Annotated in this window: 24 protein-coding genes; 11 read left to right on the forward strand and 13 right to left on the reverse strand. The window is 41.1% G+C overall.

The genetic code is table 11. The features are described from left to right. Position 1: 1 nt before the first annotated feature. Both ACRRMM_RS14740 and rfbF read right to left on the reverse strand, forming a co-directional pair. Positions 2 to 973: a GDP-mannose 4,6-dehydratase gene (locus ACRRMM_RS14740; RefSeq protein ID WP_017360423.1), complete on the reverse strand. Its 972-nt coding sequence runs from the start codon at positions 971 to 973 to the stop codon at positions 2 to 4. 4 nt (positions 974 to 977) lie between these two features. Next, positions 978 to 1,742, reverse strand: coding sequence for a glucose-1-phosphate cytidylyltransferase (rfbF, locus tag ACRRMM_RS14745; RefSeq protein ID WP_019743935.1), 765 nt, complete (start codon positions 1,740 to 1,742; stop codon positions 978 to 980). Between the two features lie 354 nt (positions 1,743 to 2,096). Between rfbF and ACRRMM_RS14750 the strand changes: the two genes are divergently transcribed. Then, entirely contained in the window at positions 2,097 to 2,246 is a 150-nt protein-coding gene (locus ACRRMM_RS14750) for a DUF1540 domain-containing protein (RefSeq protein WP_008344201.1), read from the forward strand. A 200-nt stretch (positions 2,247 to 2,446) separates the two neighbouring features. After that, a complete protein-coding gene (locus ACRRMM_RS14755; protein WP_046527045.1) occupies positions 2,447 to 3,526 on the forward strand; it encodes a DUF3900 domain-containing protein in 1,080 nt (359 codons plus the stop codon). Positions 3,527 to 3,589: 63 nt separating this feature from the next. Here the strand turns inward: ACRRMM_RS14755 and ACRRMM_RS14760 are convergent, their stop codons facing one another. Beyond that, a complete protein-coding gene (locus ACRRMM_RS14760; protein ID WP_065459965.1) occupies positions 3,590 to 4,789 on the reverse strand; it encodes an MFS transporter in 1,200 nt (399 codons plus the stop codon). 104 nt (positions 4,790 to 4,893) lie between these two features. On the opposite strand from ACRRMM_RS14760, the gene ACRRMM_RS14765 reads away from it, so the two are divergent. After that, positions 4,894 to 5,802 (forward strand): LysR family transcriptional regulator, encoded by a 909-nt coding sequence (locus ACRRMM_RS14765; RefSeq protein ID WP_048002034.1) that lies wholly within the window; start codon positions 4,894 to 4,896, stop codon positions 5,800 to 5,802. A gap of 32 nt (positions 5,803 to 5,834) precedes the next feature. Here ACRRMM_RS14765 and ACRRMM_RS14770 read toward each other — a convergent pair whose 3' ends face one another. Continuing rightward, entirely contained in the window at positions 5,835 to 6,314 is a 480-nt protein-coding gene (locus ACRRMM_RS14770; protein WP_048002033.1) for an aminoacyl-tRNA deacylase, read from the reverse strand. A gap of 146 nt (positions 6,315 to 6,460) precedes the next feature. On the opposite strand from ACRRMM_RS14770, the gene ACRRMM_RS14775 reads away from it, so the two are divergent. Further along, positions 6,461 to 7,663 (forward strand): MFS transporter, encoded by a 1,203-nt coding sequence (locus tag ACRRMM_RS14775; RefSeq protein WP_025206889.1) that lies wholly within the window; start codon positions 6,461 to 6,463, stop codon positions 7,661 to 7,663. 13 nt (positions 7,664 to 7,676) lie between these two features. Here the strand turns inward: ACRRMM_RS14775 and ACRRMM_RS14780 are convergent, their stop codons facing one another. Then, positions 7,677 to 8,408, reverse strand: coding sequence for a MurR/RpiR family transcriptional regulator (locus tag ACRRMM_RS14780; RefSeq protein WP_017366780.1), 732 nt, complete (start codon positions 8,406 to 8,408; stop codon positions 7,677 to 7,679). Between the two features lie 204 nt (positions 8,409 to 8,612). Between ACRRMM_RS14780 and ACRRMM_RS14785 the strand changes: the two genes are divergently transcribed. Next, positions 8,613 to 9,941, forward strand: coding sequence for a 6-phospho-beta-glucosidase (locus tag ACRRMM_RS14785; RefSeq protein WP_017366779.1), 1,329 nt, complete (start codon positions 8,613 to 8,615; stop codon positions 9,939 to 9,941). A 34-nt stretch (positions 9,942 to 9,975) separates the two neighbouring features. Here ACRRMM_RS14785 and ACRRMM_RS14790 read toward each other — a convergent pair whose 3' ends face one another. Then, the gene (locus tag ACRRMM_RS14790; RefSeq protein ID WP_025206888.1) at positions 9,976 to 10,623 is read right to left on the reverse strand and encodes a DUF3885 domain-containing protein; all 648 of its coding nucleotides are present in this window, start codon (positions 10,621 to 10,623) and stop codon (positions 9,976 to 9,978) included. 113 nt (positions 10,624 to 10,736) lie between these two features. Between ACRRMM_RS14790 and ACRRMM_RS14795 the strand changes: the two genes are divergently transcribed. Beyond that, positions 10,737 to 10,937, forward strand: a complete 201-nt coding sequence (locus ACRRMM_RS14795) for a hypothetical protein (RefSeq protein ID WP_017360433.1) — start codon at positions 10,737 to 10,739, stop codon at positions 10,935 to 10,937. Between the two features lie 10 nt (positions 10,938 to 10,947). Here the strand turns inward: ACRRMM_RS14795 and ACRRMM_RS14800 are convergent, their stop codons facing one another. Together ACRRMM_RS14800 and ACRRMM_RS14805 are read right to left on the reverse strand one after the other, a co-directional pair. After that, positions 10,948 to 11,862: an NAD(P)/FAD-dependent oxidoreductase gene (locus ACRRMM_RS14800; protein WP_212339352.1), complete on the reverse strand. Its 915-nt coding sequence runs from the start codon at positions 11,860 to 11,862 to the stop codon at positions 10,948 to 10,950. 64 nt (positions 11,863 to 11,926) lie between these two features. Continuing rightward, positions 11,927 to 12,364 (reverse strand): Rrf2 family transcriptional regulator, encoded by a 438-nt coding sequence (locus tag ACRRMM_RS14805; RefSeq protein WP_098680478.1) that lies wholly within the window; start codon positions 12,362 to 12,364, stop codon positions 11,927 to 11,929. Positions 12,365 to 12,544: 180 nt separating this feature from the next. Between ACRRMM_RS14805 and ACRRMM_RS14810 the strand changes: the two genes are divergently transcribed. Next, a complete protein-coding gene (locus tag ACRRMM_RS14810) occupies positions 12,545 to 12,916 on the forward strand; it encodes a hypothetical protein (protein ID WP_007496834.1) in 372 nt (123 codons plus the stop codon). A 53-nt stretch (positions 12,917 to 12,969) separates the two neighbouring features. Here the strand turns inward: ACRRMM_RS14810 and ACRRMM_RS14815 are convergent, their stop codons facing one another. Then, the gene (locus tag ACRRMM_RS14815) at positions 12,970 to 13,824 is read right to left on the reverse strand and encodes an SMI1/KNR4 family protein (RefSeq protein ID WP_241511790.1); all 855 of its coding nucleotides are present in this window, start codon (positions 13,822 to 13,824) and stop codon (positions 12,970 to 12,972) included. A gap of 106 nt (positions 13,825 to 13,930) precedes the next feature. Beyond that, positions 13,931 to 14,905: a tRNA dihydrouridine synthase gene (locus tag ACRRMM_RS14820; RefSeq protein ID WP_335358287.1), complete on the reverse strand. Its 975-nt coding sequence runs from the start codon at positions 14,903 to 14,905 to the stop codon at positions 13,931 to 13,933. Between the two features lie 542 nt (positions 14,906 to 15,447). On the opposite strand from ACRRMM_RS14820, the gene ACRRMM_RS14825 reads away from it, so the two are divergent. Together ACRRMM_RS14825 and ACRRMM_RS14830 are read left to right on the forward strand one after the other, a co-directional pair. After that, positions 15,448 to 16,989, forward strand: a complete 1,542-nt coding sequence (locus tag ACRRMM_RS14825) for a T7SS effector LXG polymorphic toxin (RefSeq protein ID WP_035703579.1) — start codon at positions 15,448 to 15,450, stop codon at positions 16,987 to 16,989. A gap of 25 nt (positions 16,990 to 17,014) precedes the next feature. Further along, complete coding sequence (locus tag ACRRMM_RS14830) at positions 17,015 to 17,350, forward strand: hypothetical protein (RefSeq protein ID WP_035703576.1); 336 nt, start codon at positions 17,015 to 17,017, stop codon at positions 17,348 to 17,350. 298 nt (positions 17,351 to 17,648) lie between these two features. On the opposite strand, the gene rlmD is transcribed toward ACRRMM_RS14830, so the two are convergent. Beyond that, a complete protein-coding gene (gene rlmD / locus ACRRMM_RS14835; RefSeq protein ID WP_212047314.1) occupies positions 17,649 to 19,022 on the reverse strand; it encodes a 23S rRNA (uracil(1939)-C(5))-methyltransferase RlmD in 1,374 nt (457 codons plus the stop codon). Positions 19,023 to 19,083: 61 nt separating this feature from the next. Further along, on the reverse strand, positions 19,084 to 19,992 hold the full coding sequence (locus ACRRMM_RS14840) for a diacylglycerol kinase (RefSeq protein WP_007496845.1): 909 nt from the start codon (positions 19,990 to 19,992) through the stop codon (positions 19,084 to 19,086). A gap of 181 nt (positions 19,993 to 20,173) precedes the next feature. Here ACRRMM_RS14840 and ACRRMM_RS14845 point away from each other — a divergent pair, with 181 nt between their 5' ends. Next, a complete protein-coding gene (locus ACRRMM_RS14845) occupies positions 20,174 to 21,127 on the forward strand; it encodes a nucleoside hydrolase (RefSeq protein ID WP_212047312.1) in 954 nt (317 codons plus the stop codon). A gap of 229 nt (positions 21,128 to 21,356) precedes the next feature. On the opposite strand, the gene ACRRMM_RS14850 is transcribed toward ACRRMM_RS14845, so the two are convergent. Further along, positions 21,357 to 24,563: an efflux RND transporter permease subunit gene (locus ACRRMM_RS14850; RefSeq protein WP_428828813.1), complete on the reverse strand. Its 3,207-nt coding sequence runs from the start codon at positions 24,561 to 24,563 to the stop codon at positions 21,357 to 21,359. Positions 24,564 to 24,694: 131 nt separating this feature from the next. On the opposite strand from ACRRMM_RS14850, the gene ACRRMM_RS14855 reads away from it, so the two are divergent. Beyond that, the gene (locus ACRRMM_RS14855; RefSeq protein WP_035391424.1) at positions 24,695 to 25,540 is read left to right on the forward strand and encodes a TetR/AcrR family transcriptional regulator; all 846 of its coding nucleotides are present in this window, start codon (positions 24,695 to 24,697) and stop codon (positions 25,538 to 25,540) included. The last annotated feature ends 54 nt before the right edge of the window (positions 25,541 to 25,594 follow it).

Here is a 25,594-nt window from a genome sequence, read left to right on the forward strand (position 1 = left end):
TCTATTTTTGAAAGAATTCGCGATACCATTCAATTGTCTTTTCTAACCCTTCATCAATGGAGTAATCAGGCTTCCAATCAAGCAGCTTTCTCGCCTTTTCTGCTGATAAATATTGATGCTTAATCTCATGCGTTCCTTGATTCAAAATACACGGCTTCAGTTCACTGCCCATCGCCTTTAAGATTTTATCAACGAGCTCAAGCACGGTCAGCTGAATTTCATTACTAAAGTTAAATGCTTCTCCTGCAAGCCCTTTTTCCTCCATTTTTTCAGCTAGCAGTAAATAAGCCTTGACCGCATCTTCAATATAGAAATAATCACGGATAAAGGTTCCGTCACTTCTAATTTCTGGCGCCTTTCCCTCTAACACAAGCTGGATGGTTTGCGGAATGATTCGGTTAAAATTCAAATCCCCGCCTCCATATAAATTACCGCAGCGCGTAATACAAACCGGAAGACCATATGTGTTGTAGTACGTGTGAGAAATTAAATCTGCACAGCTTTTTGACACATCATATGGATGCTTGCCGTTAAGCGGCATGTCTTCATCATAAGGAAGCTGCTCTTGATCCCCGTATGCTTTATCACTCGATGCCACAATCACTCGTTTGATAAGCGGCTGCCTTCTGCATGCCTCCAGCACATTCCATGTTCCTAAAATATTGGCTTCAAATGTAGAGACCGGGTGACGATTTGCGACCCCAACAATCGCTTGGGCGGCCAAATGAAAGACCGTATCAATCTCATATTCTCCTAACGCACGTTCTATCGTTTGCATGTCCTCAAGTGCGCCTTGGACGACATTCATCTTTTCAAATTGACTGCCTTGATATAAGTTCGATCTTGGCACCTGATCACGTACAAGCCCTGTTACGTTTGCTCCTTGATCTATCAATTCCTTGACGAGGTAACTCCCTAACAATCCCGTACACCCGGTCACAAATACGTTTTTCCCATTCCAAAATCCGCTCATGCTGTCACCAAACCTTCCATGGTTGTTTTCCTTCAGTCCACATGCCGTTGATTTCTTTCAAGTTTTTATACGTATCAATTGCTGTCCAAAATCCGTGGTGCTCATAGACTGCAAGCTCGCCATCATTCGCCAAGTTCTGAAGAGGCTCTGCTTCAAAGACGCACTGATCATCATCTGTTAAATAATCAAAAACCTTTGGAGACAACACAAAAAATCCTCCATTGATCATCCCGATACTGTCTGTCTTCTCAGAGAAGGATTGTGCCATCCCGTTATACACCTTCAGCGTGCCGTACTGTGATTTCTTTTCAATTCCTGTGACAGTGGCAGCTGCTCCAAGCTCTTGATGGCGCTTGAGCAAATGAAACATATTGATATTGGCAAGTCCGTCACCGTACGTCATCATAAATGTCTCATCACCAATATAATCCTGTACCTGCTTTAACCGCCCGCCTGTCATCGTATTCTCACCCGTATCTAAAAAGGTGATTTTCCAATTCTCCGAATTCCCTAAAAGCTTCATTTCCCCTGTCGACATATCCAGCTGCATGCTGTGATGCCGCCAGTCGTAGTTGAGAAAATACTCTTTGATTTTCTCTCCTTTATATCCAAGCAATAAGATAAACTCGTCTACACCGTAATACTGATAGATTTTCATAATATGCCATAGAATAGGCCGATCTCCGATCATAGCAAGTGGTTTAGGAAGCGCTTGTGTGACCTCACTCATTCTCGTTCCCTTTCCTCCGCAGAGAATGACTGCTTTCATCTTCTCCCCTCATCTCTCTATGAAAATTTTTGATTGAAAACCCTATCTTCATGCGGAAAATCAGTACATGTACCCTTATACTTTGTCCGACATCAGGTTTTGAATCTACTCTATTCATATGTTGGAATAAGAGAGGGTGCCACCTAGCATTTAACTATTTTTACAAACAAAAAAGAGCGAGATTTGCATTCTCGCTCTTTCAAAGTTTAAATTGTATATTTTCAGGGTAGATGGTATGATAAACATGTGCATATACAGCACAAACAGCCTCTTTCAATAAAGAGACTACTAGATTGAATGAACTCAAGTGGCAGCTTGCTTCATTCTTAATATGAATCACGGAGGTGAATTCCCATGGCACAAAATGTACTTTGTGAAGTGAACTCTTGCCGTTTTTGGGCTGACAACAGCTGTACAGCCTCTACAATTAAAATTGGTAAAAGCACAATGACTGACGTGACTCGCAATGCTGAAACAGATTGCGAAACATTTGAAACAAAATAATACATGATTTTCTGAGATGAAGGAACTGGCAGGTTCCTTCTTTTCTTTTATCATTCTATCAAGAATGATAATTATTATCAAGCGTTTTTCACGAAACATTTCTCGGGAAATAATGACACGATATTTCTCCATTCGTTGACGATTTTCACTCCTTTTTCTATACTCAACATATCCAAAGAAGAAAAAGTGGTGACCAATCAGTGGATTTTACGATACGTTTCCTATCATTCTATGTGGTTGAAGTAGAAGGCAAAGAGGAACAAGCAAATAAACGGTTTAAACATTACCAAACATTAAACCAAGAAGAATTTGAACATAGTGAGCTGAAGGACTTTCTAGACGGTGAGCTAAAAAAAATCGTCAAACGAAAAGTGGACAGACACCCTAAGTCTGAGCAAGTACCGACTAAAATCGGACGTTTCATTGTCGAACCCGGCCATGAACTCGATTCAAATCCAAACTACAATTTATTTCATCAGACGAGATTTGCAGATACAAAAGAAATATTTAACGAATGCAGTGAACAATTTGTTCGTACCTATTTAGATACAAGTGCTGTCAGAGGCGGCGTGTTTTTGGTTGCATCTGCGGTTCCTAAAAAGTATTTCGATGACTCTTTTGTCTTTATCATGAAATGCGATTTTGAACAGAAAGTCGCTTCTATTGCTGATACATCTACCTTGATCAAAAAAGTAGAAATGGCGATTACAACAAAAAACATGAAATCGATTCAATACCCGTTTATGCCAGAAGAAGGTATGACAGAGGAAGCTGAAGTGAAAATTCACCAATCCTCCCACGCTCGTTATTTTGAAGACTTTCTAAAATTCGTCGAATACGGAGAATCAATGCCTGAAATCATGAAATCACAGGTCATGAATATGGTGCAGGAACACGTATTTGAAACATTACAGGATGAAAGTGAAGAATTAAAACAATTTGAAGAGGACCTTGAAATATGGGAAGCAAGTGAAAAGCGGGAGATTCGGGAAACACTAGATACAGAACAGGTCACACTAGCGGCTTCACATATTGTGGAACAAACCCCTGATATCACAATGAAGATGCGTCTAGGCGAAACAGAAATCAAAGGGCTTTTAGCCGACTTCGGCCACTCGATTCATATTGCAAAGGTCAACAATCGATATGTCGTGCTCGTTGAAGCAGATCAAATTGTATTTGAAAAAGGAAGCACACCTGTTGAATTCCATAAACCCAATGGATTGAAAGAGGTCGTCAGCCAACTCACGCAAAAAGCCTATGATTCAGACTTAGAATAAGAGAATATGACTGCCTCCTGCGATTAGCTGCATGAGGCAGTTTTTTATATAACGCTTTATTTTTTACACTGCACTAGAAGAAACATGCTGCCCGCTTCTTATCCACATGCTGACGAGCATTAAGCTTATGATAAGCATCAGCCAAAAGACGCTGTTTGTTCCGAAAAACTGGATCAACGTATACCCACACAAAGGTCCTAAAGCAGCCCCCATATCTTGAACAAAAGAATAGCTGGCGAGAAAGCGGTTCTTATCTGTTTGAGCAGAAGCTTTTTGAAAGGCAAGTGTATCGGTGAACGTTGTGACAATTGTTGCCATTAGTTGAATCAAAAGCAGCATCAATAGGAACCAGCCGCTTACCTTCAGCATGATCACAAGAAAACTGAGCCCTCCAAATGAAAGAAGCATCCAGCATAACATTCGTTCCTTCATCACAAGACGATCAAACCATTTGCCCGTTCTCGGTGCGAGAAATGGTTCCCATCCCCACCTGAGTGCTTGAATAACACCGCTTAAAGCCGAAGCTCCGATGACAAAGCCAAACAGAGTCAATTCATCTTGGGCAATCTTTGCTTCAATGACATGACTCAGCGTGGATGCGAATAAACCTTGGATGATCAGTGCGATCAGCATGCCTGTTATCAGTACTTTTACCACATCTCGTGTCAACCACTTCTGTTTGATGCCGTGATACACCTGCGTGCCTTCTCTCTTTTCAATTTCATCCAACGATACATAAAAAATGCAGCCCATTAATGTGAGTAAGCCAAAGACAAGCGTCATGGACTGAAAACCGATCAAGCTGGCAAGGATTCCACCAAATAACATGCCAAATAAACTGCCAAGCCGGTAAAGCCCATTATAAAGACCCGTCAAATGTCCTTGTGAGCCTTCGTCCATTTCAGCCAAGACCCTCATCCCACTCATACGGAGTAACGTCCAAGCGAGACCCCATGCACAGCGGCAAATCAATAGCAGCCAAAATCCACTCATACCATATAATATTGTGGTCACTGACGCGATCATAATTGCGATCAGTACACCGGTCTTCATTGGAATATATCGATAAAGCCACCATACGACAGGTGCTAGCGGGATACGAATGAATCGGTTGATAGACAGCAGTAACCCCACCTCCCAAATGGATGATAAACCAATCTCTTTCCAATAGACCGGGAGAACAATATAGAGCATTGAATCCCCAATAAGGGCAAATGCTGTGATGAGCGCAATTGACACCACTTGCTTTTGACGACGATCCATTTTTTTCTTCCCCCTTCGCTACCTTTACGATAAGGGATACCTTATAATAAATCTAATGAATGTTTTTGATTGAATCATCAAAATAATTGATAGGCGGTGCAAAGATGAATTTACATGCCCTCCGTATTTTTGCAAAGGTAGCCGAAACAAAAAGTGTCACACAAACGGCAGACGTGCTGTCTTTGACGCAGCCGGCTGTGACGGCACAATTACGAAGCATTGAACGAGAGATCGGCTTTCGTCTTTTCAAACGAAACGGCCGGGGGATTACACTGACAGAGATGGGAAAAATCCTGTATCCATATGCCCGGCAAGTATTCGAGGCGGAAAAAGAAGTAGAATATCAGATCACCCTTCTGCAAAACGGAAAAAAAGGAAGACTTAGAATTGCTTCTACCTACGTACCACTTAACTTTTTACTGCCTGATTGGCTTGCCTCTTTTAAAACGGCATCGCCACAGACAGACATTGAATTAAAAAGCGGAAACTCCGCTCAAGTGATCGAAAGCCTGCTTCAATATCAATCAGATGTGACAATCGCCGTAATAGAGGACCTGCACCACGAAGATCTTCACACCTCTCACTTAACTGATTTAAGTTATGACTTTATCGTGCCTGTGGATCACCCGTTAAATGGACAAACCGTCCCCCTAGAACGCCTAAGCCATGAACCTTTTTTAATGCGAGAAGAAGGCAGTTCGACGAGAGACAAACTTTTTTCCCTTTTTACCGCTAAAGGAATTAAAAAACCGACCGTTGATTTACAATTCAGTGGTGTCCACGAAGCCATTCAAATGATCAAAGCTGGCTATGGCATTACCCTTGTTCCTCGTGACGCCGTTCAGCGAAGCTTAGAACGCGGAGAAATTGGGCGCGTGTATATCGAAGGAATAGACATTATCAGACCTGTTGTGGTCTGCAAACGGGCGAATGACCTTGAGGAAAATAGGACGGTGAATGCTTTTCTGCAAATGAAAGACATCGGACCCTTTATAGCACCTGACTCCAATTAAAAAAGTGCCTGCTACAGCAACAGGCACTTTTTCTATTCGGATGGCTGAACAAGATCAAATGGGACCGCTTTTGAGGCTTTTACTAGTTGTTCTGGGGTCATGAGGATTTCATTTCCCCATTCTCCCGCTCCAACGCCTAATATCTCTTCTTCTAATAGCGATGCTTCGATAATCGTGCGGAACCCTTCAGGCTGCCAACAAAATGGCGGAATCGAGCCAATCCGATAGCCCGTCACTTCAAGCACTGTGTCTGGTGAAGCCATTTTGATATTGCGAGAGCCTGCGGCTTTCTTTAGTTTCCCTGATTTGATGTGCTGGTCAGCACCCACCATTACAAGCAGCTGCTCCCCTTCCCCTGTTTCAAAGATCAATGTCTTGATCATTTGTCTTTCTCTAAAACCAAGAGCAGCCGCTACATTCGCTGCGCCCTTCTCTGTGTCGGCAGAAAATGTTTTGATGTCATACGGGATGCCATACTTGTCCAAAAAGTCATGTGCTGGTAATTTTTTCAATGGATTGAACCCCTTTCCTTACGATGTTCTTTCATTTAGCTTATCACAATCCTCTCATCCTTAAGATGTATTTTTCAATGGAAAACCTCTGCACACTTCGCCAACATGCTATACTGAACTTGTTTTTGAAAAGGAGTCGGTTGGATATGGGAAATAAGTTTTGGTTTTATACAGGCAGTAAAAGCCTTCTCATGCTAAGTGATATTCTATTTTTGATGACAGTCACATTGGTTATTTATCAAGATACACAATCTGTCGCCTATGCGGCTGTATTTCCGCTCATAAGAACACTATGTCAGCTATTGGCTGGGCTCCTCTCTCCTGTTTTGACAGAACTCTTTCAAGCCAAGCGTCTATTGAAATGGGTCCCTCTTTTACGTATTGGAATGCTCGTCGTATTCACGACCCAATTTGATTTCTTTCAGCAGCACCTGATCTGGCTGTTTAGTGCGTTCGTATTGATTTCCATCACAGGCGGGTTCATCAGCCCTTTATTACAGGCCATCATGCCGATGCTTGTATCAGCAAATCAGCTTGTGAAAGCGAACAGTACAGCCTCCGTTTTTTATCAATCTGTTCAAATCGCCGGCTATTCGTTTACTGGAATGCTCGTCCTGTTGATTGGTCCATTTTATTTAATGTGGGCCTCTTGTTTCATGATTGTGTTGTCCTATCTATTGATCATCCCTGTTTTTCCTCTACTCAAGCAAGAAGACACGGTTCAAAAAGAAAATAAGATGAACGGGTTCAAGGATGGCTGGAAGATCATTTGGACAAACAAAACGGTTCGCATCCTGACTTTCATGGATGTTAGTGAAAATATTGCAGGTGCTTTGTGGGTCGGACCGGTTACGCTTGCCTTTGTCACACTTGTTTTAAATGAAGGTGCGGAATGGTGGGGATATATCAATGCCGCATATTATATAGGTGCCATTATAGGCGGACTCATGGCCGCATGGCTAAGTCAGTTTATTCAAAAACAACTTCTCCTCTTTATGGCAGCGGGCTCTTTTATTTATGCAGTGCTGACGATCCTATTTTCGCTAAACAGCCTGCCATGGCTTGCATTGCTGCTCTGTATTTTAATGGGGCCTGCCTATCAAATTCGGGATGTTTCGCAGCAAACCATCCTCCAAACGGAAACGCCAGTCCATGAGTTATCAAAGGTGTATTCGGCTCAATACGTTCTCTCTTCTATGTCTGTCAGTTTATCTATTTTCTTTGTTGGATTAATTGCGGATACATTCGGAGCGAGATTTGTGTATTTGTTAGGCGGACTGTTTGTACTCATCTGCTCAAGCATTGCCATCACCACTTTCATGATGCAGAAAAAAAGAGCCGCTGTTTAAGGCAGCGACTCTTTTACTTTTCTTTTAACATCGCAAACATGTCACGCGCCATTGCTTCTAGGATATAGACAACGGGTGTCTGTGTAGTAATGTTGGCTCTATGGACTCGTTCGTCTGTAACGTAATAAGCAATATTTAAGTCAGAAATACGAGAAATTGTACAGTGCTGATTGTTTGTAATACTAATGATCGTGCTGCCTTCTCTTTTTAGTTTCGAAATATGATCAATCGTAATACTGTTCTCTCCTGATACCGACAGCACAATGGTGACACTATTGTCTAAATACTGCATATTCATCGGGAAAAACGGATCGTTGATGTAAAACGAAAATTTCTCCAGACTTGAAAAGTACCTTGCCCCATACTGCGCCAAAATACCAGAACTGCCCGTCCCAATAAACAGCACATTCTTTGCATCCGCAATGAGCTTCGCTGCCTCTTTAATCTTTTCCTCAAAATCTCCTTTAAGTGTCCGTTCGATAAATTCATACAGGAAATGCTGCGTGCTTTTCAAAGAAGGTGTTTGTTCTGCTTCTAAATACATTTTGAGCTTCACCTTAAATTCTGAAAAGCCTTCACAATTCACTTTTCGACAAAAGCGAAGGACAGATGAGGTCGATATATGTGCGGCATCTGCCAAATCACGAATTCTCATATAGACGACTTTTTCACTGTTTTCCATAATGTATCGGTATAAAGCGCTTTCTAGTTCATTAAAGCTGGAAATGACCTCACTTGAAAACATCTGACTTCCCCTTTCTCCAACAACATGACACAACACGTTTCTTTTATGTAACAAATCTCTAAATAGGGCACCCTTGCCTAAAGACGCTGAAACCGTTTACGCACAAGGTACTCTCACGATAAGCTATAGATGTACAAACAAATGATAAAAGATTGATTCACTCTATTATAACATTGTGCGTTACATTATTCGGAGGTGCAGAACATGGCAAAAGGATTAAAGGTTGTCACAATCGGCGGAGGATCAAGCTATACACCAGAACTTGTCGAAGGATTCATTAAACGGTACGAGGAATTTCCAATTAGCGAACTTTGGCTCGTCGATATCGAAGCAGGTAAAGAAAAGCTTGAGATCGTCGGAAATCTTGCAAAACGCATGGTGAAAAAAGCGGGACTTCCAATCGAGGTTCATTTAACTTTAGATCGCCGGAAAGCACTGGTAGACGCTGATTTCGTCACAACACAATTCCGCGTCGGATTACTGGAAGCACGTATGAAGGATGAACGTATTCCTTTAAAATATGATGTCATTGGTCAAGAAACAAACGGTCCAGGCGGTCTATTCAAGGGTCTGCGCACCATCCCTGTCATTCTTGAGATTGTGAAAGATATTGAAGAATTATGCCCGGATGCTTGGCTTGTGAATTTCACAAATCCAGCTGGTATGGTCACAGAAGCCGTACTTCGCTATTCAAACCACCGCAAAGTCGTCGGCTTATGTAACGTACCAATCGGCATTCGCATGGGCATCGCCAAAGGACTTGATGTCGACGCAAGCAGAGTCGAAGTCAGCTTTGCTGGATTAAACCATATGGTCTTTGGACTGAATGTGTTCTTAGATGGCAAAAGCATCATGGATCAAGTGATCGAAGACATGGCAGATCCAAACTCCACCATGTCCATGAACAACATTCAAGCGATTCCGTGGGATGCAGATTTCTTAAAAGGGCTTGGTGTGATTCCTTGTCCATACCACCGCTACTATTACAAAACAAGTGATATGCTGGCTGAAGAGAAGAAAGCAGCAGAAAATGAAGGAACTCGTGCAGAAGTCGTCCGTGCACTAGAAAATGACCTGTTCGAACTTTACAAAGATCCTGATCTTGATATTAAGCCGCCACAGCTTGAAAAACGAGGCGGTGCTTATTACAGTGATGCAGCATGTAACTTAATCGCATCCATTTATAACGACAAGCACGACATTCAGCCTGTAAACACAATCAACAATGGCGCCATCAGTGACATTCCAAATGATTCTGCCGTTGAACTGAACTGTGTCATCACAAAAGACGGCCCAAAACCAATCGCTGTTGGTGAAATGCCGGTTGCTGTCAAAGGACTTATTTCTCAAATTAAATCCTTTGAACGTGTAGCCGCTGAAGCAGCTGTAACAGGTGACTACAACACAGCCCTTGTTGCCATGACCATCAATCCGCTCGTCCCATCAGATGCCATTGCAAAAAGCATCCTAGATGAAATGCTAGAAGCACACAAAGACTACTTACCACAGTTTTTCAATAAAGTTGAAGCATAAAAAGAAGCCGCACTTGTCAAAAGTGCGGTTTTTCTTATTTCCCGGCAAACAACTGATCCATCTGAGCACGGTCATAGTCTAATAGCCAGTGCTTTAAACCTTCATAAACTGGACGCAGATGTTCTGGATCTGCCGCAATAAGATCACAGCCTCGATCATCATATAAGTGGAAAATCATCTGTTTTGAGAGATTGATGAGATAAATGTCATAACCAAGCTTTCCTTTCAAGATTTGATTCGGTTTGTAGAAATCCTCTTCGCATATGGCTTGTAGAAGCGGGCGCAATCGAATATCTTGCAGCTGACACTTGAGTGTAAATCTCTCTATTTTCATTGTTTCTTCTTGTTTTGGTTGTATATAGGTCAAACGCTCGTGACGCAATCGGTGACGCACTTGTCGGTCGGCATATTTTTGATAAACAAGGAGCTTTTGCCTCGTTAATTCATGTTCATGCTGCGTATAGACATCCGTGACAAGTAGAATATCGTCTTCTGGATCAAAAGCATATCTAACGATTTTCAAAGCCCGATTGCCTGCTTTTTCTAATACAACCGATTCTTCTCCTAATGACCAATCTGCCACTTCAAAGCGAAGACCAAAAGGCCACTTATAAAAAAGAGGCGGTGTGAGGACAAGTTCAGGAAAATGACTTTTTAAAAAACGATTGGTTTGATCGCTCATCTCATGTCCTTCCATTGGTTTTATTTCTTATTTTACCGTTGAAACTAATGGAAATTCAATTGGAAATAAACTGTCATTTCTTATATGATAGAAAGAGATGGAGGTGTGGCCAATTGAAAAAATGGTTTTTACAGGTGTTCCTCACCGCATTGATCACGATGTGGATACAGACTGGACTTGATCAGGCGAACATCATTCAAATCACCAATGTATGGGTCGATGTCAGTAGCTGGATCCTAATCTTCTTTGTCATCTACGCACTTTTTGAATGGACTGCTCACGTCTTAGCAAAACGGAAAATCGCTCATCGCTGAACATCTCTTTTTACAGAGATGTTTTTTGTTGAAACTCTTCCTGCACAAGTTCATGAATCACGCCCATTCCTGCCTGACTTCCGGCTGCTGCTGCAAGAACAAGCTGAGCAGGCCCGCCTAAATTATCACCACATGCAAAAATACCGCTGACGGTTGTACGCCCAAGAATATCTGCTTCAATGCCCCCATTTTTCGTCATTTGACAGCCTAGTTTTTCAGCAAAAGGGGTTGACTGCTTGAAATCACTTGCGACAAATCCGCCTTCTCTTATCACTATCTCTCCATTTGCAAGCTGAAGAGAGCGTAGCTGACCATTGTCATGATGGATCGCTACAATTGGCACATCAATAACTTGAATAGAATGTGCTGATAACAGTGCTTTCTCCTCTTCAGCTAACACTTGCTGTCCATTTGTAAACACAATCAAATCCTTTGTCCAATTGGAAAGAAGTTTCGCCATATGCAAAGCACGCTGGTTCTCTGCAATCAGGGCAAGTGGCTTGTCCTTCAGCTCCCAGCCATCGCAGAAAGGACAGCTAAACAACGTCTTTCCATACACATCATGAATCCCGTTGATCTTTGGCAATATATCCTGAAGTCCAGTTGCCAAAATGATTTTTTTCGCTTCGAATCTTTCTCCTTCTTGTGTCAGTAACGCGAAGTTGTCCTCATGATTTTGTATCTCCACAATTGTGCTTCGTTTGATTTGGATATTGGGGTAGTTTTGGAGATCCGCTTCTCCTGCTTGTCTGATCTCAAACGGTGTCATTCCATCGTTTGTAATAAATCCATGTGATTCCTGAGTCACTCGATTTCTTGGCATCTCGTCATCGAATATCATGACCTGTTTTCTGCCCCGCCCCACAACAAGAGCTGCATTTAATCCGGCTGGCCCGCCTCCAATAATGGCACAATCTAATAACATGTCAATCTCTCCTTTTTATCCAAGACTTTAAAGACTCTTAATATCTATAATTTACTCAAAAAAATCACATCTTGAAAAATGGATTTTTTTCTGTCTGCTCTATTTGGCTTGCAATATCAACTAACCGCTTTTGACTTAACGTCTCCTGCATTTTCATTTCAACATCCTGCATGACTTGTTCAATCAAACAGTCATCATGAGACATGAAAGAATCATGTGCTAAGGAACAACGAAATAAATTGGTTTGTCCTTCTACCGCCTGAATGACGTCTAAAAACGAAATGTCCTCTTTCTTTTTCAGAATGGTGTAACCGCCTTTTGCGCCAGATGTTGATTCAATCAATCCCGCCTTCACAAGCTTTGTTAAAATTTTGGATAAGTAGGTAGGTGAAAGATCTTGCATCTTGGCGAGAGGCTCAACGCCTATTGCTTTCCCCTTTGGTGCAAGGGTTAAAAATACCATCGTATGAAGCGCATAGTTGGTCGCTTTAGAATATTTCATCGAAACATTCCTTTCTATCTATTGTAGACCTTTTATATCTGTAATTGATCATAAAAGATTCAAGATGAAAAAGCAAGTATTGTCGATCTGCTTCTTTTTTCATTCCACATTTCGCATTTCCTTCCGATAATAGAAGTAAGCACGAATAAAGCTTGATGAAGACTAGAAGGAGTGAAAAAAATGTCAGATCAACAGCACAATGCAGCACACGAAGAAGAAGAGGAATTTAACGTATATGACATGCTTCCACCCGCAGGAACAATCATTGGCGAAGCAACAGAAGAAGAAATGGAAGCTGCGGCAGCATTAGAAGTGAGACATTACGCCTTTATGCGTCTGCAAGACTCGTACATTCAATTTGATGGATCTTCTTATAAAGAATTGCTTAAAGACTTTCAAGAACTAGAATTTGATTCTGCAAAGTTTTGGCGAGCCATCGCACGACGCCTGCAAGTCCCATACGAATGGCCCATCCGAATCGACCATGCAAACGGTCCTATTTATATTGGTGAAACAGAAGATAGCCGTGATGTTGAGGAGAGTGCGGAGTAAGGACATGGTGACCCCCTTTTGGTGAGGGGGTCTATTTTAAAAATAATAGATACTTATTCCTCTAAATCAAATTCCAATGCGATTGATATATTAAAGGCAATGTGGGGCATTTCATCTATTTCTGATTGACTCAAATGCTTCGCAAAACGACGTGCATGCTCGACAACATCAGCATGCTGCTTAATCATTTCGTCATTCATTATAAAGATCGTATTGATTGCCCAGCCAACAGTCGTTAACATTTCTTCGTCCTGAAGGGTATCCATATATGTTTCTACTTCAGAAAAAATCCACTTAACATCATCTATTTGTTCCACTTGAAAATTCGCGATTTTTGAAAGCTGTTCAGGGTCTTTAGTTAAGAATATGTCTTTCACTTCTTCTTTTGATAATGGCGGATTCTGCTTTTCATATTCAGCCTGCCACTCTTCATCTGACATCCCATCTTCTTCGCTATCTTCTGCGGTATAATGCCCTGCAATCAGTTCATCAAACGAATCCGCTAATTTGAAATCCGTCTCATATTCTAGATCAAAGTAATGAATCGGCGGATGCTCCTTTGTTTCTCTATAATCCAAAGCGATCCACGTATGACCATCCCCACAAATAAGCACAAGCCCCTCAGGCAATTCCCATTCTTCTATTAAATAATCACTATCCATAATACCTTCGCCTTTGGCAATTCCTCTTAAATGATCAAATGACACATGATCCTCTGCCCATCCATTCGGCTGGTCTGTTGGAAAAGCATTATGCAAGGTATAACCGCCATTTTGTTCGAGGATAAGCTTCTTATATGTATCAGGCAAGATGACGCCTAGTTTCTTTTCTGCTTTTGCAATGCCTTTTTCATTGATTTTCTTAAATGTCTCTTCACTTTCTCTGTCTGTATCCCAAAATGGTTTCAAATAAAATACCTCCAATTGTTATTTCTATCTCATTTTACCATTCGAGAGAACTAGTTTAATAGTCCTATTCATAAAAAAAGAGAAGGGTTACCCCTCCTCTTTTTGATTATGATTGTTCCTGATTTCTCGCCTCAAATTCATCCAACATCTCACGCACTTCATCTGTTGACGATGTATTCATTAATTGATTTCTTAAGAAACTCGCTCCTCTGAACCCTTTCACATAAATCTTAAAGAAACGATGCAACGCCTTAAATGGACGCAAGCCTAATGAGGAATATTGATCATGAAGATCAAGATGCAATCTTAAAAGACCAAGCAATTCATCACTCGTATGCTCCTTCGGCTCTTTTTCAAAAGCAAATGGGTTATGAAAAATCCCACGTCCAATCATCACTCCGTCCACTCCATACTGCTCAGCGAGCTTTAAGCCCGTTTGACGATCAGGAATATCACCATTGATCGTCAAAAGCGTATCAGGTGCTATTTCATCACGTAGTTTTTTAATTTCAGGAATGAGCTCCCAATGCGCATCTACTTGGCTCATTTCCTTTCTTGTACGAAGATGAATCGATAAATTCACAATGTCTTGCTCCAAAATGTGTCTGAGCCAACTACGCCATTCATCGACCTCTGTAAACCCTAGTCTTGTTTTCACACTAACAGGTAATCCCCCTGCTTTTGCCGCTTGAATCAGCTCTGCCGCAACGTCTGGGCGAAGAATTAATCCACTACCCTTCCCGTTTTGCGTGACATTTGGGACAGGACAGCCCATATTAATATCAAGCCCCTGAAATCCTAACTCCGCCATTCCAATACTCATTTGTCTGAAGTTCTCAGACTTATCTCCCCAAATATGAGCAACAATCGGCTGCTCATCCTCTGTAAATGTTAAACGGCCTTTCACACTTTGAATGCCATCAGGGTGGCAGTAGCTCTCACTGTTCGTAAACTCTGTGAAAAACACATCCGGTCTCGCCGCCTCACTCACAACATGACGAAACACAACATCTGTCACTTCTTCCATTGGTGCTAATATAAAGAATGGCCGTGGTAAATCACGCCAGAAATTTTTACTCATCTTTCATCCAATTCCTCTCATGACATAGCACCTAAAGGGCATGTCCTTCTATAAAATATCATTATATACTTTAGTAAGAAGCCAACGCAAACGTTCATTCTTGGTGTTAAAAACCTTATTATAACAGGCCTTGATCATAATCAACTATGACCAATAATTGCAAATCATTTTGCAGTTAAAAGTATTCTTTTGGGTAATATTATGTTTTTTTTATAAGCGACAATGCAAAAGAAGCGTAAAACAAACGTTAACAAAATACGATCAGCACTATATAAAATATCAAAAATTTCAGAAGGCGTAAACGTTGTTCAAAAAGGAAACTTTCGGGAATCGTGTTATACAACGTGCTGTCAATAAAGCACATGGCAAGCTTGTGAGAACGTACACCTTTTCAAACTGTTCCACTTGTTATTTGAACAACTAGTCTTTATCACCTAAGCAAATCGGTTCAACTTCATGAAATTAAGTATTTATTCCCCAATCATTCTCCGTATAATGGTAAAATCTCTATTGATTGCGACCAAGCATTAAAGGAGAATACCATGAAAACGTTAGATGTTAAAACTTTGCACCATGCAATTGATCAAACACTGACACAGTTAAAACAACAATCACTACATATCAAATCCCTTGAAAGCCAAATCAATCGAATCATTTCATTGGATGGCGCACTAAAGGGGGAAGCTGGAGAAGCGATTCGAGCGTTTTACTCAGAGTGCCATATCCCTTTCTTGCAATTCTTTCAAGTCACGATTGGAGAATACACCTCCGTACTCCAAAAGGTACAGAATGCACTTCATGCATTTGAATCAAATGAAAATGGCTTTATCTCACAAGCATTTCTCGAGCATGAGCTTGATCAAGGTTTAAAAAATGCCGAAACAGCTGTATCTGATATCATGTCAGATGTGAGCAGTGCCATCGGCAAAGTCAGCCATATTATTCATTTACCAATTGTGGACGAGTCTGCTTTTCAAGTCAGTTACCAAAAAGCCTGGATGAACATCTCAAAAACCATCGGTACGCTCCATGCCTTTGACAGAGAACAAGCCAGTGCTTTGAATGAAACCAAGAACTCCATACAAACAATGAAAGAATACATAGACACTCTAGGCACAATGTTCACTGGTGCAAAAATCGGGATCACCACCTATCAAAAAGGGTCCATTCTCAAAGATAAGGAAGACAAAAAGATCAGCAGTAACCTAAACGAATTGAATAAAAAAATAGACAATCCCGATGGAAATCCAATGGCGATCATGCTGAATAAGCTGAATGATAAAGAGCGATCGAATGTGGATACGGTTGTAAATAGGAAACCCTCTAATAAAATTAATCAAGACGCCGTGTTCGTAAATGGAAAAGTATATAATACAGATGAAAAGATTGACTTCGCAAATGCCAAAATAGTTGACGTTATTCGAGATGGAATGCTCTATCGGTTACGAATAACGGACCAAAACAAAGTGAATATTGAGAGCATCACAAAGATTTCCGACTTAAAACAAACCCCAAAAATCTTAAATACAGCGGTTGAATTTACAGGAATAAATGATGCAATTCGAATCATAACAGGGAGAGACCCTGTATCAGGTGACAAAGTCGCTGACATGGACCGTCTAGTATCAAGCTTGTACATGATACCCGTAGCTAAAATCGCTAAAGTTGGAAAATACGTATTTAAAATCATGAAAGGAGAGAAAGTAGCCAAGAAGATTGTCAAAACACCTTCCTTCGGCAAACACTCCGTACCAAAAGGTCCGTATCGTGAAGTAAATGGGTTCCCGGCAAAAGTAAAACCAGGCGCTCAAGAGAAACATATTCCTGATGCACCTAACTATAAGCAAGAAGTTGCGAATGGTAAAACCAAGAGTATATTCTATGGAGACAATAAAAAGGCACAAGAATTACTAGATAAATTTGCAGGAAAAGGTGATATGTTCACTAAAAATAGAGAAAGAATAAATTTTGGTCAAGTAATAGGAAAATACTATGATCACAAATCCAAAACGTATCTAGAAACTACTAACGGATTGATACATTACGGAAAAGATGGAGCTCACATAGTACCAGCGAGACCATAAAAATCATTATCAGAAGGGGATATACATGGGATACGATTCATTAATTAGAACATTAATAGATTTTGAAAAAAGTGATATGATACTAGAATGGGAAAATGGTTTTAGAATTATCGGTAAACTAGATACTGTTTATGAAACAGACAATGGATTAGAAGATGACGATGTAAATTACACGGAATACCATGCTGCTGGATTTAAAGCGAATAAAATATTAGCTAATCCTACCAATAATTGTGGTATTGTTTATGAATGGCTGAAAGAAGGTAATGCTTTTACTGAAATTTCCCTTTATAACGATCCACCAACAGCAGTATATTTACCGGATGGTCAAAAAATATGGGATTTGGACAATGATAAATAACAGACGGATAACAAAAGAAAGCCCCTCTAATAAAGAAGAGCTTTCTTTTGTTTTAACTGAACATATTTCGTAAACTTTGTTTTATTTGAAGATACCTTTTTAAATCCAACGGCTATTTATCGTAATTCCTTTCGCATGCCCCTCGGCCAACAAATCAAGGAAATATTCTTATTTGATCAGCGCATCATCTCTTTTCGATCAATAAAAAGGTTTTCTGTCAAAATTTCTTGCATTTCCCGCGGTCTGCTGTTTTTTCTTTAATTTTGTTATAAATCGTAACTTGTACACTCTTAAACCCTTATTTATATAAAGACGCCACGCACTCCACATGACTCGTATGCGGAAACATATCCACAGGCTGCACTTCCTCCGTCACATACCCACCATCTTCAAGAATACGCAAATCACGAGCAAGCGTCCCAGGATTACAGGACACATATACAACACGGTTTGGTTTCATCTTTAAAATCGTATCAAGCAGTGCTTCGTCACAGCCTTTTCTTGGCGGATCAACCACTAGCGTATCTGCTTTGATGCCTTCTTTGTACCAATTTGGGATAACGATTTCTGCTTCGCCGACTGCGAATTCAACGTTGTCAATCCCGTTTAAGGTAGCGTTGCGTTTTGCATCTTCAATTGCTTCTGGCACAATTTCCACGCCATATACTCTGCCTGCTTTTTGTGCGAGAAATAAGGAAATTGTACCGATTCCGCAATACGCATCGATCACGGTTTCTTCTCCTTGCAGCTCGGCATATTCAAGGGCTTTGTCGTAAAGCACCTTTGTTTGAGCTGGATTCACTTGATAAAACGAGCGGGCTGAAATAGCAAATTTGATGTCGCCAATCGTGTCATAAATGTATTCTTCTCCCCATAAAACGGTCGTTTCGTCTCCGAAAATGACATTTGTCTTCTTTGAATTCACGTTTTGCACAATTGACCGAACGTGTGGGAAGCGTGCTATAATCTGCTCAATCACTTGTTGCTTTTGCGGAAAATCAGACGTTCTTGTGACAAACACAACCATCATTTCACCTGTTGCCATGCCGTAGCGAACCATGACATGACGCAGCCAGCCTTTATGCCGCTCTTCGTTATATGCTTTTATGCCAAACGCATTGCAGATGTCTTTTACTGCCTGTACCACTTCGTCATTTTCTGATTGCTGGATCAAACATTTTTCCATATCAATGATTTCATGGGTACGCTGCTGATAAAATCCTGCAACAAGTCCGCCTTCTCGTTCACCAACTGGTACTTGTGCTTTGTTTCGGTAATTCCAAGGGTCTTCCATGCCGAGTACAGGATGAACTTTTACACGGCTCATATCAAGCTTGCCGATCCGCTCCAATACGTCCTTTACTTGTTTCTGTTTAAAAAGCAGCTGGCCTTCATAGCTCATGTGCTGAATTTGACAGCCTCCGCACTGCTTATAGATAGGACATGGCGCATCTTGCCTGTGCTGACTTTCCTTTGTCAGCTCCATGAGTCGTCCAAAAGCAAATCCTTTTTTGACACGTGTGACTTTGATTTTCCCTTGCTCGTCAGGAAGGGCATTCGGTACAAACACAGGGAAACCCTCAATTTTCGCTACACCTGCACCTTCGTGCGTTAAATCTTCGAAGGTTACATTGTAGTATTCATTCTTTTCAACAGGCGGTTTCATTTTCACCAATTTTATCACCTCATTTGCAAAGAAAAACTTGGTCGCCATAAGGAACCAAGTTTAGTCTTCACCCTATTTTTTCAGCTGTTGCTTTTGGCACAATAAATTCAATATGGCGATACAGATTTTCAAATTCACCTGGCAGCATGCCGCCGTATTCACCATCTAAATTCAATTGCATTTTATCTTTTACATCTACCTTCACGCGATTCGCTTTTGCGTAGATGACATTGTTATCATGAATATGCTCGCCTCGAAGTGCAAGGCTGACCACTCGAATGGCTTCTGCTAGATTGACCTTCTTTAGAATGATCAGGTCAAACATCCCATCATCTAGAATGGAATCTGGTGCCAGCTTTTCAAAGCCGCCTACTGAGTTTGTTAGTGAAACAAGAAACAGCATGATTTCTCCATGAAACAATTTGCCGTCATATTCAATTTCGACTTCTGTCGGGCGAATGGAAGGAAGCATCTCCATGCCTTTCAAATAATACGCAAGTTGTCCTAGCATGGTTTTCAGCTTACTAGGCACTTCATAGGTCAGCTCTGTTAATCGGCCGCCTCCCGCAATATTAATGAAATACTGTCCATTCACTTTACCAATATCAAGCGGCTTTGCTACACCATCAATGATGGCATCTGTCGCTTTTAAAATATCTTCTCTTGGAATGCCAAGTGCTCTTGCGAAGTCATTGGTCGTTCCAACTGGAATGATTCCTAATTTTGGTCTTTTTTCAAGCGGTGCTAATCCATTGACGACTTCATTAATCGTGCCGTCTCCACCAGCTGCTACAATTAAATCAAAATCTCTCTGTGCGGCTTTTTCGGCTGCTTGTGTTGCATCTCCTGCACATGTCGTCGCATGACAAGATGTTTCATAGCCAGCCTGTTCAAATTTTTGCAAAACCTGCGGTAAATTCTTCTTAAAGAGTTCACGTCCAGATGTCGGATTGTATATAATTCGAGCACGTTTCATTCATCATCATCCTATTATCATTATGCAATCTATTTTCACCACTAACAACCTTTAATTATACTATGAGATTTGAAAATGGCAACAGAACACCCCCCTAATATTTGAAATCTCATGGTACGTTTCCCTCAGCAGATCAGCATTCTGATAAGATAAAAGAAAACGATGAAAAGGATGGTATGCCATGAAAAAGCCTGTCTATTTCAACCATGACGGCGGTGTTGATGATCTCGTGTCCTTATTTCTGCTTCTTCAAATGGAACACCTGAAAGTGATCGGGACGTCTGTGATTCCTGCTGATTGTTATTTAGAGCCTGCGCTGAGCGCCTCTCAGAAAATTATTGATCGATTTAGCCCATATGAGATTGAAGTTGCCGCTTCCAATTCTAGAGGTGTGAATCCATTTCCAAAGGAATGGCGTATGCATGCCTTTTATGTAGATGCCCTGCCGATTTTAAACGAAAAAGGTGCTGTTGATACAAAAGTATCTAAGCTTCCTGCACATCTTCACCTGATTGAAACGGTGAAAAAGTCAACCGAACCTGTTACGCTGCTCTTTACAGGACCGCTCACAGACCTTGCACGCGCCTTAGAAGAAGATCCTTCCATCTCAAATAAAATTGAGAAACTGGTGTGGATGGGCGGCACATTCCTTGAAAAAGGCAATGTCGAAGAACCCGAGCATGATGGAACAGCAGAATGGAATGCTTTTTGGGACCCTTATGCTGTGAGCACCGTATTTCAAGAGCGTTTTCCAATTGAAATGGTCGCACTGGAAAGCACGAATCAAGTCCCACTCACACTCGATGTGCGTCAACGATGGGCTTCCCTTCGCTCTCACATCGGGATTGACTTTATTGGACAATGTTATGCCTTTTGTCCGCCTCTCATTCATCACGAAACGAACTCGACTTACTACTTATGGGATGTGCTGACAACCATTACTCTTGCTTCCACCTCATTTATTCGTTCAAAAGAAATGAATGCAATTGTTTATACCGAATCGCCAAGACAAGGACGTACCGAAGAACATCCAGATGGAAAATCGATTCAAGTCATTGACCACGTTGATCGAGATGCCTTTTTCGAGGCCTTTGAAGAGCTTATGAGAAAAGCGGTTTGTCAGATTTCATCATAAAAAAGACCCGCTTATTAGCGGGGCTCAAATTGTTGACACAGGGCTAAAATGAACTTGATTTTAGCCCTGTGTCTTCTTTTCAACGTGATAGAAAACCTTTGCAGCCCTAGGAAGGACGAGTACCGGCGCGGAGCGAATTTGACATTCGTGAGCACCGGAACGCAGGATTGACAAAGAATGCGAGTGTTTGTCTACACGCTGAAGCCCCGCTCATTAGCGGGGCTTCCTCTTACTCTTCTTCAGCGTACTTTTTCTTACGTCTAAACTTGCTTAAGATTTCATACACGATTGGCACGATGACCAATGTGAGAAGTGTAGAACTTGTTAAACCGCCAATAACGGTGACGCCAAGTCCTTTTGATACGATCTGACTTCCGCCTTCAAAACCTAATGCGAGTGGCAGCAATGCACCAATTGTCGCAAGTGCCGTCATTAAGATTGGGCGTAATCTTGTTGTACCTGCTTCAAGTAAGGCTTCTCTTGTTGAAAGTCCTTCTTTTTCTTTATGAATCACTCGGTCAATCAAGACAATGGCATTTGTTACAACGATTCCGATCAGCATCAGCAATCCAATCATGGCATTTAAGCTGATGGTTTCTTTCGCTACAAATAATCCAACGAGTGCCCCAATAACCGTAAATGGAAGTGAGAACAGAATCGCAAATGGTGCAAGACCTCCGCCAAATGTAATGACGAGAACGAGGTATACAATCGCAATCGCTGCAAGCATTGCGAGTCCTAGCTGTGTAAAGGATTCCTCAATATCCGCACTTACACCGCCTGTATCAATCGTAACGCCAGATTTCAAATCAAGCTTGTCAACTTTCTTCTGAACATCTTGTGTCACACTTGATACGTCGTCTGTTGTCATGTCACCAGATACTTCAGCGTAAATCTTCCCATCACGCTTTGTCACAGTGTTTGCTGTTGTGCCATCTTTCACTTTCACCACATCGCCAATTCGGACTTGTTGTCCTGTTGGTGTTGTGATCTTTTTATTCTCTAGATCTTTTTTACTCTTGTATTCATCTTTTTCTGTTTGAAGCTTCACATCTAGTTCTTTGCCGTCCTCTGTTACTTTCGTCAACGTTGTTTCATTACTTTGAGGAGCGATCGCCTGTGCGATTTGTGAAGCGGTCAAGCCTAGTTTCGCCAGTTTTTCTTGATCTGCATTAAACGTATATTCGTCATACTTCTCAGATAAGCTTGTGCTGACGTTTTTCAAGTTCTTCTCATCTTTTAAAATGTTCTCGACATCTTTGACTGTGCCTTCAATATCACTTGCTTTGTCACCGTACACATAGTACGTCACTGTATTGCTTGCGCCAGCAGATGAGAAGTCTTGTGATTTCCATTCCCCTTTAGACGTTTTGTCTTGAAGGGCTTTAACCACACGATCTTTTTCTTTATCAAAGTTCGGTGTGTCCTCGTCGTATTGTACGAAGAATAATGCACCGTTAGAGTTTCCACCAACACTTGCTGTCAGTGCATTTGAAGAGCCTAATGAATATTGAACCGTATTGACATGATCACGTTTCATTAAGTAATCTTCTGCCTTTTTCGTTTCAGCAACGGCTTGTTCTCTCGTTTGTCCAGGCTCTGGCGTGTATGTCACCATTGCCGTTTTTTCTGCTTCCTGTGGTAAGAAGCTGACACCGACAAGTGGTGCGAGGAATAAGCTTCCGACCAGCATCAGAATCGCAATTCCTGACGTGATCCATTTATGGTTCAATGTCCAATTGAGTACACGTCTATAACCACCAGCAAGTTTGCTTGGTTTGTGTTCTTTCACCTTTTTCGCTTTGCCATACAGGTTCTTTTTAAATAGGCTGTGAGCCATCATTGGAACGATTGTAATGGCAACAAGTAGTGAAGCCATTAGAGCAAACACAATGGTTAATGCAAATGGGATGAATAGTTCACCAATCATTCCACCCACTAGCGCTAATGGCAAGAACACCGCAATTGTGACAATCGTCGAAGACATAATCGGAATAAACATTTCTTTTGTGGCTTCTCTAACGAGTGCTTTGCCTTTTAACGGTTCATCTTTTAACGCCATTCGTCGATAGATGTTTTCTATGACAACAATCGAGTCATCGACAACACGTCCAATGGCGACTGTCATGGCACCAAGTGTCATGATATTTAATGTGATATCTAGCTGATTTAATAATAAAACAGCAATCAACAGGGATAACGGAATGGAGATGACCGAAATTAATGTTGATTTGATATCTCGAAGGAACAACATGATGATAATGATCGCAAAGATTGCTCCGATGATCGCCTTGTTCAGCATTGTGCTGACAGATTCTTTAATCGGCTCTGCTTGATCATATGTCGTGCTGACTTTGATTCCTTTATTGTCTTTTTTGAATGTTTCAAGTTCTTTTGTGACTGCTTCTGCTACACTCACTGTGTTGGCATCAGAGCCTTTGACAATTTGCAAACCGATACTGTCTTTTCCGTTCGTTCTAGAAATTGATTCTGCATCTTTCACGACTTTAATATCTGCTATCTCAGAAAGTTTGATCGTCGGCAGTTCTACAGATTGACCGCTTGCTGCACCAGTTTGTTGCTGAGCTGCTGCTGCTTGCTGCTGACTTGCACTTCCAGCCTGCTGATCGGTACCTTGAGCACCTGCATTTCCTGAGCCGCTAGCAGATGCACCAGCTCCTGCGCTTGCACTTGGTGTGACAGGAATTCGCATGTTTTTCAAATCTTTAACACTTAAAATATTGCCATCCACTACGACTGATTTTTGCTTGTTGCCAAATGTGTATAACCCTAAAGGTACATTGACATCAGAGCCTTTGATCATGTTTTGGACAGTTTCTTCATCTAAACCATATTCCTTCAATTTCTTTTGTTTAAAAGAAAATTCTACTTCTTTGATTTGTTGTCCAGAAGCTTCGACAGACGAGACACCCTCTAAGCTTTGAAGAGAAGGAATAAGGTCATTTTCCACTTTTTGTGTCAGGTCTTGTAATGATTCTTTATCACCGGAGACACTTAGAGCTAAGATTGGAATCGCATTGATGCTAAAACGTGTGATTTTTGGTTTTTCTGCATTTTCTGGAAAATTGATATTGCTAATGGCATCTTCAATTTCCTTCTTTGCTTCATCCATATCTTTATTGTAATCGTACTCGATTTGAATCGATGAGGCATTTTCAAAAGAATTAGAAGTGACCACATTCACCCCATTGAGATTTTGTATCGACTTCTCAATTGGGTCTGTCACCTTATCTGATACTTCGTCCGGCGTTGCGCCAGGATACGTTGTAGAAACCGTAATGACTGGAGTGTTGATATTCGGGATTGATTCTTGTTTCATATTCAATCCGGCATATAGACCAGCAACTGTTACGATAATCGTCATGAGCCATACAGCGAACTTGTTCTTTAATACAAAATTGATGATCGAATTCATTATGTCCTCCATTTTCCTTTATGTATTGACTGACTGGTCATTCTATATCATAATAAACGGTGATATACAATGCCGTCAACCATTTCACTTGCGTTTGACGTAACATTCTAAAGCTGAAGGGGCCTTATTTCATGAACGAAAAAAAAGAAAAAATCATTAAAGCAAGCATTCAGTTGTTTGCGAAAAAAGGTTTTTCTTCTACGACCATTCAGGAAATTGCAGATGAATGTGGAATTTCTAAAGGTGCATTTTATTTGCATTTCAAATCAAAAGAACAGCTTTTCAACAGAGCGTTTGAATATTATATCGACACGTCTATGCAAAGTATTGAAAAGATTCGAAAAGAAAATCAACATCTTGCGCCTAGAGATATCTTTCAGAAACAAATCGCTGAACAGTTCCAGCACTTTGCTGAGAATAAGGATTTTATCATTTTGATCCTTAGCGAGAACATTATTCCGGAAAACCAGCAAATTAAAAAGTATTCCAAAACGGTTAAAAAGCAGATGAATGATGAAATCCAAATTTCTATTTTGACCACGTATGGACAGGAGATCGAACCATACATAACTGACCTGTCAGTCATGATTCAAGGAATCATCCAATCTTATGTGCAGGTACTGCTTTTACAAGATCAGATGCAATTATCATGTGATGAGCTCTCATCCTTTATTCTCGACCGATTTGATGATTTGGTGCATGGGCTTCTCCATTCTCATGCGAAGCCGATTCTAAAGCAAAACATTTGGGATGATGAAGCGCCAAATGCCGCTACTCTTCAAGAAGAGCTTCGATTGTTAAAATCTGAGCATCTGCTTTCGGATGATACCCTTGTATCCATTGAAGTTATTGAAGAAGAATTGGCCAAAAATGAGCCTCGCAAGCCGGTCATTCAAGGGATGCTGACAAATTTAGAAACGTGTGAGGACTCCGCTGTCCAAAGAGCTGTGGAACAATTGAAGCTATTCCTCCAATGACAATACGTGGCGATGTTCACTTTAGTTCACCTTTATCCCCTTCGAATATGTGCT

This window comes from Bacillus sp. XT-4, assembly GCF_050864245.1.
GTDB classification, from domain to species: domain Bacteria; phylum Bacillota; class Bacilli; order Bacillales; family Bacillaceae; genus Bacillus; species Bacillus altitudinis.

Bases quoted from the DNA above. Each gene is read 5' to 3' on its own strand.
- ACRRMM_RS14740 (WP_017360423.1), bottom strand. From the start codon at position 973: ATGAGCGGATTTTGGAATGGGAAAAACGTATTTGTGACCGGGTGTACG.
- rfbF (WP_019743935.1), bottom strand. From the start codon at position 1,742: ATGAAAGCAGTCATTCTCTGCGGAGGAAAGGGAACGAGAATGAGTGAG.
- ACRRMM_RS14750 (WP_008344201.1), top strand. From the start codon at position 2,097: ATGGCACAAAATGTACTTTGTGAAGTGAACTCTTGCCGTTTTTGGGCT.
- ACRRMM_RS14760 (WP_065459965.1), bottom strand. From the start codon at position 4,789: ATGGATCGTCGTCAAAAGCAAGTGGTGTCAATTGCGCTCATCACAGCA.
- ACRRMM_RS14765 (WP_048002034.1), top strand. From the start codon at position 4,894: ATGAATTTACATGCCCTCCGTATTTTTGCAAAGGTAGCCGAAACAAAA.
- ACRRMM_RS14775 (WP_025206889.1), top strand. From the start codon at position 6,461: ATGGGAAATAAGTTTTGGTTTTATACAGGCAGTAAAAGCCTTCTCATG.
- ACRRMM_RS14780 (WP_017366780.1), bottom strand. From the start codon at position 8,408: ATGTTTTCAAGTGAGGTCATTTCCAGCTTTAATGAACTAGAAAGCGCT.
- ACRRMM_RS14785 (WP_017366779.1), top strand. From the start codon at position 8,613: ATGGCAAAAGGATTAAAGGTTGTCACAATCGGCGGAGGATCAAGCTAT.
- ACRRMM_RS14790 (WP_025206888.1), bottom strand. From the start codon at position 10,623: ATGAGCGATCAAACCAATCGTTTTTTAAAAAGTCATTTTCCTGAACTT.
- ACRRMM_RS14800 (WP_212339352.1), bottom strand. From the start codon at position 11,862: ATGTTATTAGATTGTGCCATTATTGGAGGCGGGCCAGCCGGATTAAAT.
- ACRRMM_RS14805 (WP_098680478.1), bottom strand. From the start codon at position 12,364: ATGAAATATTCTAAAGCGACCAACTATGCGCTTCATACGATGGTATTT.
- ACRRMM_RS14810 (WP_007496834.1), top strand. From the start codon at position 12,545: ATGTCAGATCAACAGCACAATGCAGCACACGAAGAAGAAGAGGAATTT.
- ACRRMM_RS14820 (WP_335358287.1), bottom strand. From the start codon at position 14,905: ATGAGTAAAAATTTCTGGCGTGATTTACCACGGCCATTCTTTATATTA.
- ACRRMM_RS14825 (WP_035703579.1), top strand. From the start codon at position 15,448: ATGAAAACGTTAGATGTTAAAACTTTGCACCATGCAATTGATCAAACA.
- ACRRMM_RS14830 (WP_035703576.1), top strand. From the start codon at position 17,015: ATGGGATACGATTCATTAATTAGAACATTAATAGATTTTGAAAAAAGT.
- ACRRMM_RS14840 (WP_007496845.1), bottom strand. From the start codon at position 19,992: ATGAAACGTGCTCGAATTATATACAATCCGACATCTGGACGTGAACTC.
- ACRRMM_RS14845 (WP_212047312.1), top strand. From the start codon at position 20,174: ATGAAAAAGCCTGTCTATTTCAACCATGACGGCGGTGTTGATGATCTC.
- ACRRMM_RS14850 (WP_428828813.1), bottom strand. From the start codon at position 24,563: ATGAATTCGATCATCAATTTTGTATTAAAGAACAAGTTCGCTGTATGG.
- ACRRMM_RS14855 (WP_035391424.1), top strand. From the start codon at position 24,695: ATGAACGAAAAAAAAGAAAAAATCATTAAAGCAAGCATTCAGTTGTTT.